Origin of the sequence: Flavobacterium jejuense (assembly GCF_006491595.2) — a bacterium.
Taxonomy (GTDB): domain Bacteria; phylum Bacteroidota; class Bacteroidia; order Flavobacteriales; family Flavobacteriaceae; genus Flavobacterium; species Flavobacterium jejuense.
This window is the reverse complement of record NZ_VEVQ02000007.1, coordinates 42,545-55,209: the sequence shown is the minus strand read 5'-3', so window position 1 is coordinate 55,209 and position 12,665 is coordinate 42,545. Positions and strand designations below refer to the sequence as shown.

Sequence of the window (12,665 nt, the reverse complement as noted above, 5' to 3'; positions counted from 1 at the left end):
GTATGGCTGTTTTTTTTTTTGGTTTTACACGAAAAATATCCAACTTTCTATTTATTATTTCAGTTTTTCATTAAAAAAAGAATATTTTTAAAATTACTCTTGATTTAACAGTTCTCTTTTTATTTTATTGTCTCTGTTTTTAATCTCTTCAACAGTTAATTCTTCACCCTCCGTAGGTTTTTCTATTTGAACTTCTTTATCCAAAAATTCAATTTTTTCAACTATATAACCTCGTTTGTCTTCCTGTAATTCTAAAATTAAACCTGGTAAACCTGAATATCGAACAGGACCTAAAGAAACTGGAATTTCAGGACAATACCATGCAATAACTGGCCAAGGAAACTCTCTTCCTTTCCATTTTTGAATGTACGTATAAGTCGCTTTATAACAGGTATACCCATTGATATTTTTGCTTTCATTCGTTAAATTCCAATCGATAAAACTGGCTTTTTTATTTCTTAGAAGAATGGCAAAAGAATAGGGCAACTGTTCCGTAAGTTCATCCGTTTCTCTGTTGATATAAAATTTTGCCATACCATAAAACATCCCTGTAACGTATGCTCTAACACTTTTACTCTCGGCATCAGAAATTAAACTTTCAGACAAATAAAACAAGGATTCTTTCTCGTTAAAATCTAGTGAAAAACGCAACATTTTTGCCATCATTTCTTCATCTAGTGCTTCCTGATAATCCATCCTGTTCCTTTCTTTAAGTTCTTCTGTAGCTTGCACATGAGCAAAATAAGATTTATAGGTAATTGTACCGTTTTTTTGAGAAAACAAAAAAGTGGACATCAATAACAAAAGAAGAGGTAAATATTTCATGTTAAATTTATTTAAAAAAAAGAGTTGTTAAGTTAGACATTTTACGACTCTTTTTCTTTATTAATTAAAGTTTATTCTATTTTTTTAATTAATTTAGTGAATTCAGCTTCACAACCATTTGAAGTTCTACAACTATCTACATTTTTCATCCATTTTTGATTTGTATTATCTGAACCATCATCTAAAGAATCAGCGTAATCATAACAATGGTGTACCCTAAATAAGGTTGACCGTTTTTAAATTAGTTTTCATTATTAAAAATAGTCACATTTGGTTTACTAAAAACAGGTATTCAAGTAAAAGTTAGCAATCTCTAAAATAAAATTATAGTTCTCATTTATCTTTGCGGAAGATTTGATTTTATAACATCGTAATATTTTTTTTCATCTATTTTATTGAGTTTATTAAGTTCAATTATTTCAGCATCTTCTTTTTTGAACGTGAGTGATTTTAAAACAAAATGATTCGCAGGCATCTCAATGAGTTCAACTATTAACCCAGGTAATCCATTATATTCATTAGGACCATAACTAAAAGGAATCTCTGGACAAAACCATGCTGTTATTTGATGATTAAAAGTTCCTTTTTGATTAACCACTTTTTTAACCTTAGTAGCTTTATAACAAGTTAAATTTTGTATTATTTTTTTTTCACTTGTTAGCTCCCAATTTAACTCATTAGCTTTTTTTTCATAGTATAGATGATCATTAATAACTAAAAATAGTGACTCTTTCTTTTTATATAAATATTCTCCTTTACTTATTATCTTAGAGGCTACCTTTTCAAAACTATTATCATCTAAAATCATTTTTTTTGAAGTTGAAAAATAAGAAATACTATCATTAAAAATTAATTCAAACTCGAGGTTTTTAGATGCCTCAGAAATTTTATCAAAAAAAGGAGATTCTTTTTTTTGATTCTCAACTTTAAAAAGCACATTGTATTTTGCTACGTTATTTTGTGAATATACAAATGATGTACATAAAACAACAAAAAGTAATATTTCTTTTTTCATTTTGTCTATTTAAGCAGGAGTAAAAAACACTCCTGCTATTCCATTTAATTCAACTCTAATGTTTATCTGTTAAGATTCCTAACCATTAACCAACAAAAAGCATAAGCCGCATTACCAGCATCAGCTATCTGTTGATCATCTAAGCCTGCTTCTGCTGCCCAATCCATTGCGTCAAACATTCTAGTATCGCAATTTATATCTTCATTTTTATTGAAGATTTCTGTATTACCATCTTCAGCGTTTGCAAAGCAAATTAGAGAAGAAAAAACTAAGAGATTTAAAAATACTTTTTTCATAATAATCTATATTTAAATATTAAAAAGATGGATTTAAATCCGAAGTTTGTCTTAACCAACAATTCGCATAAGCCCAATTACCTACATTACTTACAGTTTGATTATCGAACCCTTCTTCCATTGCCCATTCCATTGCGTCAAACATATCTTCCTCACAACTTGGGTCAACAATTTCTTTTTCATTTGTATTAGCAAATGAAATTAAAGAGAACATTGTAAATGCAATTGCACTAAATACTATTTTTTTCATAAATTTGTTATTTAATTAAATTAATTACAGTCATACTTTGTGTTCGTCAAAACATTTATTTAAGGTATGGCTGTTTTTTATAGTTGGTTTTTACTTAAAACAACAACAAAGCCAACTTTCTCTTTATTCTTGCCTAATAGTTTTATTTTAGAAAGTCTATCAATTTCTGTTATGCTAGTCTTTTTTTTTAAAGGGTTACTAACAGCTGAATCAATCCCTTCATAGTGGCCAACTATATTTTGAAAATGTCAATAACAATACTTTTTCATTTCCATATTCCAAAACTAGATGTCTTTTTTGTCTTTTGCAAACAAAGTAAACCGACATTCGGGAATTTCGACAAGTCTTTCCAGAATTTAGCGTCTTCAACTCTTTTAAAAACTTACAATGCAAAAGATTTATTTTTTTATTTCATTACTTTTAAAAAAACAAAACATGATCTACATTGAAGTACCATTGGAAAATTCAATTCCCCTAAAACCATTAACAAACAGCCTATACTGTTCGGCAACAAAGCAAAAGGATTTTCTCTAAAAGCCTTCAGCCAAAGCAATTGTATGATTGGAATTCCACAATTAGACAGTTGCAAAAACAACTTGAACATTTCAGTAAGTCCTAATATTGTGATTTATTTCAGAAAATGAATTAAAATTAAAAAGCGTTCATTAGTAATGAACGCTTTTTGCTTTGTTTTATGGCTTGTAAAATTATGGCTTTTTTTATGGCTTTGATTGTGAATTAGTATTATTATGAATGTGTTAATAAAGGACTAAATAATTCTTTTAACCGATTTAATTTAAAAACGTAATTCCATTTTTAATAAAACATACCGTGGTTGTAAACGGTATTCAGTATTAGAAATACTAATATCACTGATGCTATAATTTCTAAAAGTCTCTGTATTGAATAAATTATTTCCAGAGATTGAAAACGATAATTTATTTTCTTTTACCGTGTATCTCCCTTCCAAGTCCATGAAATAATAAGTATTTGTATTTGAATCTAAATTCCCAAAATAATAGCGCTCTGATTGTATTTGAAAATTAAACTTAGAATTAATTACAAAAGATAGGTCTAAAAACGAAGTATTATTGGTAAACGAATTAGTAATAGTAGTCTTCACTTCATTATAATCCCATTTTGAACCGATATGATAATTAAAAACACCTCTAAATCCTGAGCGTAATTCAAAACCATAATTAATTAAATAATTTTTTACTTCTCTTAAATTAGAATTATTCACCACATTTTTATAATTGGATTTAGAACCTCCAAAGAGCAGCTTTAAATTAGAAGAAATAGGCTTAAAATAGCGATCAATACTAGTACTCATAGTAAGAAAGTCGCGATCTTTGATAATAATTTTTTCAGTTTGAGAATAATTTTGAAAAATTAAAGAATTGGTACTAAAAAAATCATGGTTTCTACTGTATAATAAAAATGTACTAGCAAAAAACTTGTCTCCCCAATTTCCATAAGTATAATTTAGGAGTGCGGAAGAAGCTTCTAATTGATTAAATGTTCCTGTTCCTTTTGAAAAGGAACGAAAACCATCGTGTACATAGTTATTATAAACCTCTAACACAGTAGCATTTGTTTGATTTAAAGTGTAAGAGGCTAAAACTTTATTTTTCTTATTAATCTCATATTCAATTCCTAGTTTAGGATTAATAAAAAAAGGATTTTGAGTGTTTCTTAGGTCAAAACTTTCTAAACTATTAAAGAGCTGATGTAAATTTGCTTGAGGAACTAGGTTTATTTTTTTGAATTTAAATGCATATTTAAATTTTACATATAAGTCATTTACACCATATGTCGTTTGATTTTGATAACCATCTGGAGCATCCACTAACTGATTACCCTCTTTTAATTGGAAACTCGAATTCAAAACATCTTCTCTATAGTGATTTCCTATTTTAATTTCTAACAAACTCCCTTTCTTTTTGCGATCTAACAAAAATCCTTCTACTCCATAAAAAGTCATTTTATTCTCATTGATTTGCGCTACATTATCAGCATTTGAAGCAAACAAATCGTTGTATAAAAACTGATTTAATTGATAGTCTTGTGGTGTCTTTTCAGAAATAAATCGACCAGAAAATAATAATACTTTGGAACTAGTCCGTTTATTTGTAAAAACAACTTTTTCATCTATTAACTGATTTGTACTAGTAAGTCTTTCATTTAATAAACTGTTATTAAAAAGCAAATTGCTTCTATCTTTTGTTTTGGTAGTATTAAATTTACTGGTAACCTGTAATGTCTTATTTTTAGAAATATCATAATTGAAATCTACTTTTCCAAAACCAACTAAAGTATTTTTTTGAAGGACAAAATTTTCTGTGTTTTCAAAAAAAGTAGTGTTAGCAAAAAAGGACTGAAAACTATTTCTGTAAAACTGATTTTCGTCTTGATTTACAAAAACCAATGCTTTCAATTTTATTGTATTGGTTAAGGTAAAGATACTGTTTAAAGAAAGTAGCTCTGCATTATTAAAAGTAACTCTTTTTTGTTTTAATTGTGGTACATAAGAGTCTAAACTCATTAATGTAGCATTCCTTTCATTATCACCTATCTGTTCGTCTCCAAAAGAATAAATCAAATTAGACACATCTCCTGTAGTTTCTTCACCTATATTATTTAAATTAGTTAAAAAGTAATATTTATTTTTTTTACCAAAATTCATTACATTACTTTTTACTTCATATCTGTTTTCAGAAACTAAGCCATAACCCAATTGAAAATTTCCAAACCATTGCCTTTTAGCATCGTCTTTTAAGACTAAATTAAGTGCCACTTTCTCACTGTTTTCAACACCTTTTAAATGCTTATTGTTAGAATAATGTTGTAACAATTCCACTTTTTCAATAGGACTTGATGGCATATTTTTAGTTAATACCTTATAGCCTTTTTCAAAAAAATCATCATAATCGACCATGACTTTTTCTATTTCTTGATTGCCTACTTTAATCGTACCATCACTATCAACTGTAAGTCCAGGTATTTTTTTAAGCAAATCTTCTACTACTTCTTCATTTCCTTGTGCAAAAGCTTTTACATCAAAAATTATAGAATCTTTTTTTATAGTTATGGGTCTATTCGATTCAATAATTACTTCATTAAGTTCAATTGATTTATAGAGAAGTGTTGCGTTTTTTTCTAGTGTTTTTGTTTCGTTTGTTAGCTCAACAGTTACAGAAACTGTTTCATAATTTAAAGCCGAAAAGCTAAGTATAAAGATTCCTGTCTTATTCGTTTTCAATTCATATTTCCCATTTTCATCTGTGTACCCATAAGCAACAATACTTTGAGAGTTTTCTGGTTTTAGGATTATGTTTGTATTCGACATGTTTTTTCCTTCACTATCAGTAACTCCACCTTTTATAATAGTTTGACTTATTAAAAGGTTACAATTTATGATTAAGAAAAATATATAGATTCTATTTTTTAGATTGAATGTCATTAAAGTTGATTTCTATTAATTTTTCTTCATCAATGATTTTTGTACTTGTAGTAATGGAAGTCGAATTAACCCCTCTAGGAAGTGATGATTTAATTTTTGTACTAATTTCAAGACCTATATTCTCCATATAAGTAAGAAAACGTTCTCTTTCTTGCATGGGTGTAATGTATTTTTTATTTAAAAAAACAGAATCATTAATAATTTCATTTGTATTTAACTCAACTTTATCCGCAAAAAAATGAAACTGCTTTTTGGTATCGCTAGCCTCTAATATTAAACCTGGTAATCCATTTAATTTCCAAGGCCCTACGCTTATTGGAATGTCATTTGTGAACCAAACAGTGTAAGTTCTGCCTCTAAATTTCCCTATTGCTTTTTGACAAGTAAATGAACTAATAATTTTAGTTTCGTCTACTAATTCCCAATTAATGTTTTTTGCTTTTTCTTTCACAAATAAGGTATCAAACTCGGTAGCTTTTAAACCTCTTGGATGGAAAGCATGTTCAATTATAACATTATTAGTTAAGTTGGTAAACATACCGAAGGAAGAAGGAAGGTTCGTATTTAAATCTATTTTCAACTCAATATTGTTCTCTTCTTCATTTGATTTTACCTCAACTTTTTTATCGTTCTTTATTATTTCAGTCAGGAAAACACTTTTATCTTTATTGAAAATTAGAACTGCTTTTTTTGAAACTGCATTGGCTATTACTGTGTAAGAAACTTTACTAGTATTGGTTTGACCAAAAATAGATAAAGAGAGTAGACAAAATAAGAATATTTTTTTTTTCATTTTTCTATTTTAAAATAGTTTTGTAGTATATTTAAAATACGAGTAGCTTTATGAGCTACTCGTATAGACTTAATTAGTTTACACTTGGTTGCCAGATACTTGCTAAAAATGCAGCTACTTTTGCAGCTAAACAACCTAACCATGATGCTTCAAAAGTTTCAGTTGTAGTAAATGTTTGTGGACCAGAAGGTGTATTAACTGTTACATTTACAGTTACAGTACATGCTTTTGCATCTTCTAACGTTTCGGCACTCAATTTACTAAACTCAAATGGAGAGTATGATTTTCCATCTAAAACATAATTTGTAATTTCTTTTTGAACAGGGTTTACTTCAGCAGTATTGTTAGCAGAAGCTGTAAAAGAAAATAAAACAGTAGCAATTAAGCCAAATACTAATTTTTTCATAAATTTGTTATTTAATTAAATTAATTACAGTCATACTTTGTGTTCGTCAAAACATTTATTTAAGGTATGGCTGTTTTTTATAGTTGGTTTTTACTTAAAACAACAACAAAGCCAACTTTCTCTTTATTCTTGCTTAATAGTTTTGTTTTAGAAAGTCTATCAATTCCTATTTTGCTCGTCTTTTTTTTAAAGGGTTACTAACAGCTGAATCAATCCCTTCATAGTGGCCAACTATATTTTTGAGTTCTATTCTTCCCATTCAAATTTTATTTCGAAACCTGTTCTAAATGTTTTTTGATCGACAATTTTCACTCCTCTAGGTAATCTTGAAATAATTTTTTCGTCTAAATCTTGAGAACTAAATTTTCGCTTTGCATATTCTTTTATGGATATTATTTCAGCTTCTGTATTTGACATTTCAGAACTAAAATTGTATTCAGTAGATTCTATTTTTTTCAACACCCAATTATATCTTTTTGTTTCATCCGAAATCGTATAAATAACACCTGGTAATCCTTGAAATTTCCATGGTCCAGCTTTAATTGGAATATTGGTTGAATAATAGGCTATATAATTTCTTCCTCTAAAATAACAGGTAGCTTTGTTAAGTACAACATTATTTGTTGTAATGGTTTCGTCTAATAAATTCCAATATAAATCTGGTATCATTTCTTTTATTAAAACACTTTCTTTTAAAATATCATCTCTAGTTATTAAAGTATCTTTTTGATAATCAAAATAATTAAATTGTTTCTTTCCCGATTCAAACTTTAAAGCTACATCAATATTTTCCTCTTTACTTTCATTATTCTTATTAATATTCTCAGTATAATAAATAGTTTTTTTTTGATCATTGCTTATGTAGAGATAACCATTCTTAGTTGTTGGCAACTCAGTATTGTATGTAACTTCATAAGTCATTAGTGTCGCTTTTTCTTGAGCAAAATTTAAAACTGTAAAAAGTAAAAAAAATAAATATCTCATAATATTAAATCTAAATGTTAATTAAAGATATGGTTGTAACATATTTTAAATAATCCTTGCAGGAACCTATAATTGTTTCGCAATTTCATCAGCAATTCTACTACATTCATCAGCTGAATTAACACCTTCAATTTGTAGCGTTCTTTCTGCTATTTTATTCCCATCTGAATCATAAAAACCTAATGTAACATAACAAGTGCCAAAAAAATCAAAATTATTTTCGAAACTAAAAATATTATTTGAATCAATTAAATTTAATTGGTCAATAGATTTATTAGTTTTAATATGATTAAAATCTGAAATATCTTTTGTGTTGTTAGCAAATCCACTAACTGATAATAAAACGGTAGCAATTAAGCCAAATACTAATTTTTTCATAAATTTGTTATTTAATTAAATTAATTACAGTCATACTTTGTGTTCGTCAAAACATTTATTTAAGGTATGGCTGTTTTTTATAGTTGGTTTTTACTTAAAACAACAACAAAGCCAACTTTCTCTTTATTATTGCTTAATAGTTTTGTTTTAGAAAGTCTATCAATTCCTATTTTGCTCGTCTTTTTTTTAAAGGGTTACTAACAGCTGAATCAATCCCTTCATAGTGGTTAACTCTATTTTAAAAATGGTGGTTGCAGTAATTACTCTTCTTCATTTTTTATCTTATTCATACTTATCTAAAAGTTTTAATATTTTTTTAAATAGTTTAACTACGAAATATAATATTACAAGAATAGTAATAATTAAAATGAGTTGTAATATAAAATCTATGTCTGGCATATAATAATGGTTTTAGTTCTAAAAATAGGCATATATATAAATTCTTTATTTCGATTTCAAAACTAGAGGAGTTTTTTAAGGTTTGCAAACAAAGTAACCCGACATTCAGGAATTACGACATGATTTTCATGAATTTAGGACAAGAAAATAATCATTTAAAGTAAAAACAGATATTTACTTTTTTAATTTGCTGAATGTTATAAAAACTATAGCTTTCCAACGGAATTAATCCTGCTAAAAATTTAACATCTTTTACCCAAAAATTTACTGCTTTATGTTTTCATAACTTTGAAGCATATATTTCAGTAGCGAACAAATATATCGTATCTTTTGATTGATCGCTTAACTTTTCGAATATGAAACGGCTTTTGACTTTTGCCAAAAACCGTTATTGAATATATGCACTATTGGCAGACAATTATTTCTTATACTTATTAATGATAATAACAACGCCAATTGTTTCTAATATAAATCCCAGAATAAAAACAATATTATATAATGTTTCAAGATTACCAGTAATTTTTAAACCAGCTCCAATCAAAACTAATACCATTCCGATTATTATTAAAAAGATTCCATTTTTCATAATATTATTTATTTAAGTTTGTATTAAAATACTTGGTTGTAGGGAGTACCATTACAAACCCTATGACAACCATATCCTGCTGCCATTTGTACACCAGGACTAGTAACTTCAAAACACTACATTTTGCTGATCTTATTTATTATTATTTCTACATGAAATAATTAATAAAGATGTTTAGTGATTTTATAAATTACTCTAAAAAATTATAATGTTCTATAGCTCTCTGCTTTAAAGGATTTGTACTCCACTCTTCCCATATATTAGTGTAAGGATTATAGCCACATTTTAAAGGTTTTGAATATGGATTATCAGGCTCTTCTATATAAGCGCGACAATCAGTACAGACATATCTAAATTCGCAATCTTTACAAACATCAATTTGATCTTTTGTAATATTCCAATACTTTTTAAAATCTTTATGATTTAAAGCTTCTTCAATTGTACAATCTTTTATGTTACCAAAGTGTTGTAACATCGATGGACAGTTTTTTATGTTACCCTCTTTATCTACGGAAACTTTACGATTTAAACAGGAGTTATTACTTTGAGATTCTGTATATGTCTTGACATTAGATATAAATAATGTTTTATCTATTTTACCACAACTTTTTTCATTTAAAAAATTTTCTTTAATTTGAACTACATATCTATCATCTAAATCTTGAAACTTTTTAAACTCATTAACTTTAGAATTATATAAAATAATATAATTTATGAATGAATATTCTTTTAATATGTTTTTTAAAAATTTCGAATCCATTTCATTAGAATATTTTACATATAGTCCCAATTGAAAAAAGAAATCATCTTTAACTGAAATCATTTTTAATAATGAAATAATATCTTCAATTGAAAATTTATCAAAAATCCTAATCTCAAAATGCTTGCATTTCAATTTTATCAACTGATCTATGATATTTTCATTTAAAGCAAGAAAATTCAAACTATAAGTAACATCAATAATTGCATTAGTAATTTCAAATGGTGAATTGTATTCTAAATTCATTTTTGGAAAAAAGCGAGGCGTATTAGTAAAAAAAACATATTCTTTTCTAACTAAGTAACTAAAATAATCATCAATAATGAAATCATATTTATTTTTATAAAATTTCTTAATATGATTGATGGTTTTACCCTGAAATTCTGAAAGAATTTCATATAAATCATTTGGAATCAATTCAATTTCGTGCCTCTGAAGATCACATATTATGCTTCTTCTGTAACCTTTAACAGGCATACAATTAGAATGTAGTAAAAAAACATTTTCTTTTATCATAACTTTATTCAAATTTTACTCCTCTTTAAAATCAGTTTCATTTAACGAAAAAATTTTACATATTGGTCTATGAAAATTTTCAGTTGTTTTTGATTTTTCATTATAAAAATTTGTGTAACGAGAATTTATAATAGGTGAATTTTTTAATTCGTCTCTTTTAATTATTTTACTATACTGGAAATCTATTTGTAGCTTTTTTAAAAGGGAATCTTTAATCTTCATTGTTTTAAATGGTATAATTATTTATTAAATTTTACTAATTTATTGAAAACATTAAGTTATAATTCTTCTGCTATTTTCTTTTCAATATAATAATTACAAGTTTCAGATACCCAATTAAACTGACCTTGAGGGTTTATTTCAAGAAAAAAGAAATCATTTTTATTATTTACAACTAAATCAATAGATCCTGTATCAATTTTTGATTTTTTAATAAATTTTTTTATTTTATTCTTAATCTTTCTAGGTAATTCAAATGGTATATTCCTATTAGACTTTTCACGGTTATAATTTCTGTAATCAATCTTTGTCTTTTCATCATTTTGAGAAAAAATTGCCATTGAGAAAAAAAAATCTTTTAAAAAAAAGATTCTTACTTCATATTGTTTTTCAATATACTCTTGAAAAAATGAGAGTGAAAAAAAATCATCAAAAAAATCAATATTTTCTTTAGCAACTATAACTGTTCCTGATCCTTGTATTTTATAATTTTCATCAATGTTAAATCTTATTGGGTGAAAAATACATTTATTTATAATGCTATCATATTTATTAAAAAAAAGGTTCAACTCTTTTTTAGAGGTTGTTATTAATGTATCAGGAATTTTCAAACCAGATTCTCTTGCTAAAAAAAGATTATTTATTTTATTATTTTCTTTCTCAAAATAGGATGATCCATAAATTTTTCTATTTAAATAAAGCATTTTTTCAAAAAAATATTTTACTGCCTTTTCTTCAGTTTTAATATGATTGTAAAAAAAAGTCTCGCTTATTAAATTAGGCGAAAATTTTAAGCCTCCTCTACGAATCCAAAAAACATTATTACTATATTTTTTTAATACATTTTTTAGATCTTTATTTAGAAAAATTGATAAATCAAAAAAGGAATCGTCATTATATCTTTTAAATGATTTGCCATAAGCATGTAACCACTCTATTACAAGATTTGTAGATTTGTCATCATCTTCAGAAACAATAATTATTTCTTTATTTTTTTTTGATTTCATTAAAAAACTCCATTTTCCTTCCATTTAAATGCCACATTAATAGTTTTAGAGTTGCCTCACTTTTAAATCTTCCTTTTTTATTTTCCTTAATTAAAATTTTTTTTACTCTTTTTTTTAACTTTACTGGACAATGCTGAAAAACAAGCCAAGTAGAATAACTTTTTGATATTCTAGAATTATCGGGGTAGCCATACTTTTTCGTAAGCTTAATTAGTTCAATGGTATTGTTATAATCAATCTTTTGTTGAAGTGCTCTTATAGAATCTTTCCAATGTAGATAAGATATAGAATCCATGTTTAGCATATTGTTTAGGTTTTTCTTTTTATACAACTTAGAAAGATTCCTATTCTCTTGGTCAGCTTGTACTAATTTTTCTGTTTTTTCAATTAGTATTGGTTCATCACGCTTAAGTAATTTATCTTTTCTTGCATCTGTTCTAAATATGGAACAAGAGGAAAAAAAAATACTTACCAATATAAAATAAAATAGCTTTACTATTAAAAACAAAGCATCAATTTTGAAAATTGACACCTTGTTATTTTTAATTTTTAATTCCAACATATTGAATCTCCTGGGGTTAATTCTCCATCTCCATCGTTGTCATAATGGACATCCTCTTTAGTTCCATTATCATCTATAAATGCACCAGTTTCATATACTTTTGGTTCTGCACGCATACCTCTAGTGTTTTTTAGATCTTTGCTTGATAATTTATTGTTTTTAAAATATTCTAATGATTCCATATTTTTTTTATTTTAAATTGTTGC

General features: G+C 26.5%; 14 protein-coding genes. All 14 read right to left on the bottom strand.

Annotated features, from left to right (window positions below; translation table 11 throughout):
* Positions 1–93: 93 nt before the first annotated feature.
* The 14 genes from FIA58_RS11735 to FIA58_RS11670 all read right to left on the bottom strand — a co-directional run bounded on the left by FIA58_RS11735 (position 94) and on the right by FIA58_RS11670 (position 12,641).
* Entirely contained in the window at positions 94–825 is a 732-nt protein-coding gene (locus FIA58_RS11735; RefSeq protein WP_140962682.1) for a GLPGLI family protein, read from the bottom strand.
* Between the two features lie 337 nt (positions 826–1,162).
* Positions 1,163–1,840: a GLPGLI family protein gene (locus FIA58_RS11730; protein ID WP_140962681.1), complete on the bottom strand. Its 678-nt coding sequence runs from the start codon at positions 1,838–1,840 to the stop codon at positions 1,163–1,165.
* Positions 1,841–1,902: 62 nt separating this feature from the next.
* Positions 1,903–2,136: a hypothetical protein gene (locus tag FIA58_RS11725; RefSeq protein ID WP_140962680.1), complete on the bottom strand. Its 234-nt coding sequence runs from the start codon at positions 2,134–2,136 to the stop codon at positions 1,903–1,905.
* 19 nt (positions 2,137–2,155) lie between these two features.
* A complete protein-coding gene (locus FIA58_RS11720; protein ID WP_140962679.1) occupies positions 2,156–2,386 on the bottom strand; it encodes a hypothetical protein in 231 nt (76 codons plus the stop codon).
* Positions 2,387–3,182: 796 nt separating this feature from the next.
* Entirely contained in the window at positions 3,183–5,849 is a 2,667-nt protein-coding gene (locus tag FIA58_RS11715; RefSeq protein ID WP_140962678.1) for a carboxypeptidase-like regulatory domain-containing protein, read from the bottom strand.
* The gene (locus tag FIA58_RS11710) at positions 5,827–6,642 is read right to left on the bottom strand and encodes a GLPGLI family protein (protein ID WP_140962677.1); all 816 of its coding nucleotides are present in this window, start codon (positions 6,640–6,642) and stop codon (positions 5,827–5,829) included. The genes FIA58_RS11715 and FIA58_RS11710 overlap by 23 nt, the downstream gene beginning before the upstream one ends.
* Positions 6,643–6,715: 73 nt before the next feature.
* A complete protein-coding gene (locus FIA58_RS11705) occupies positions 6,716–7,048 on the bottom strand; it encodes a hypothetical protein (RefSeq protein ID WP_140962676.1) in 333 nt (110 codons plus the stop codon).
* A gap of 246 nt (positions 7,049–7,294) precedes the next feature.
* The gene (locus FIA58_RS11700; RefSeq protein ID WP_140962675.1) at positions 7,295–8,032 is read right to left on the bottom strand and encodes a GLPGLI family protein; all 738 of its coding nucleotides are present in this window, start codon (positions 8,030–8,032) and stop codon (positions 7,295–7,297) included.
* A gap of 66 nt (positions 8,033–8,098) precedes the next feature.
* Positions 8,099–8,410: a hypothetical protein gene (locus FIA58_RS11695; RefSeq protein ID WP_140962674.1), complete on the bottom strand. Its 312-nt coding sequence runs from the start codon at positions 8,408–8,410 to the stop codon at positions 8,099–8,101.
* 817 nt (positions 8,411–9,227) lie between these two features.
* A complete protein-coding gene (locus FIA58_RS11690) occupies positions 9,228–9,395 on the bottom strand; it encodes a hypothetical protein (RefSeq protein ID WP_165928909.1) in 168 nt (55 codons plus the stop codon).
* Between the two features lie 190 nt (positions 9,396–9,585).
* Positions 9,586–10,671 carry a grasp-with-spasm system SPASM domain peptide maturase gene (gene gwsS, locus FIA58_RS11685; RefSeq protein ID WP_140962673.1) on the bottom strand — a complete coding sequence of 362 codons (1,086 nt, stop codon included), beginning with the start codon at positions 10,669–10,671 and terminating at the stop codon, positions 9,586–9,588.
* Between the two features lie 278 nt (positions 10,672–10,949).
* Positions 10,950–11,897 (bottom strand): ATP-grasp domain-containing protein, encoded by a 948-nt coding sequence (locus FIA58_RS11680; protein ID WP_140962672.1) that lies wholly within the window; start codon positions 11,895–11,897, stop codon positions 10,950–10,952.
* Complete coding sequence (locus FIA58_RS11675; RefSeq protein ID WP_140962671.1) at positions 11,878–12,429, bottom strand: hypothetical protein; 552 nt, start codon at positions 12,427–12,429, stop codon at positions 11,878–11,880. Before FIA58_RS11675 ends, FIA58_RS11680 begins: the two co-directional genes overlap by 20 nt.
* Positions 12,430–12,446: 17 nt before the next feature.
* A complete protein-coding gene (locus FIA58_RS11670; protein ID WP_140962670.1) occupies positions 12,447–12,641 on the bottom strand; it encodes a hypothetical protein in 195 nt (64 codons plus the stop codon).
* Positions 12,642–12,665: the final 24 nt, after the last annotated feature.

Coding starts and splice junctions, on each gene's coding strand:
- FIA58_RS11735 (WP_140962682.1), bottom strand. CDS start 825: ATGAAATATTTACCTCTTCTTTTGTTATTGATGTCCACTTTTTTGTTT.
- FIA58_RS11730 (WP_140962681.1), bottom strand. CDS start 1,840: ATGAAAAAAGAAATATTACTTTTTGTTGTTTTATGTACATCATTTGTA.
- FIA58_RS11725 (WP_140962680.1), bottom strand. CDS start 2,136: ATGAAAAAAGTATTTTTAAATCTCTTAGTTTTTTCTTCTCTAATTTGC.
- FIA58_RS11720 (WP_140962679.1), bottom strand. CDS start 2,386: ATGAAAAAAATAGTATTTAGTGCAATTGCATTTACAATGTTCTCTTTA.
- FIA58_RS11715 (WP_140962678.1), bottom strand. CDS start 5,849: ATGACATTCAATCTAAAAAATAGAATCTATATATTTTTCTTAATCATA.
- FIA58_RS11710 (WP_140962677.1), bottom strand. CDS start 6,642: ATGAAAAAAAAAATATTCTTATTTTGTCTACTCTCTTTATCTATTTTT.
- FIA58_RS11705 (WP_140962676.1), bottom strand. CDS start 7,048: ATGAAAAAATTAGTATTTGGCTTAATTGCTACTGTTTTATTTTCTTTT.
- FIA58_RS11700 (WP_140962675.1), bottom strand. CDS start 8,032: ATGAGATATTTATTTTTTTTACTTTTTACAGTTTTAAATTTTGCTCAA.
- FIA58_RS11695 (WP_140962674.1), bottom strand. CDS start 8,410: ATGAAAAAATTAGTATTTGGCTTAATTGCTACCGTTTTATTATCAGTT.
- FIA58_RS11690 (WP_165928909.1), bottom strand. CDS start 9,395: ATGAAAAATGGAATCTTTTTAATAATAATCGGAATGGTATTAGTTTTG.
- gwsS (WP_140962673.1), bottom strand. CDS start 10,671: ATGATAAAAGAAAATGTTTTTTTACTACATTCTAATTGTATGCCTGTT.
- FIA58_RS11680 (WP_140962672.1), bottom strand. CDS start 11,897: ATGAAATCAAAAAAAAATAAAGAAATAATTATTGTTTCTGAAGATGAT.
- FIA58_RS11670 (WP_140962670.1), bottom strand. CDS start 12,641: ATGGAATCATTAGAATATTTTAAAAACAATAAATTATCAAGCAAAGAT.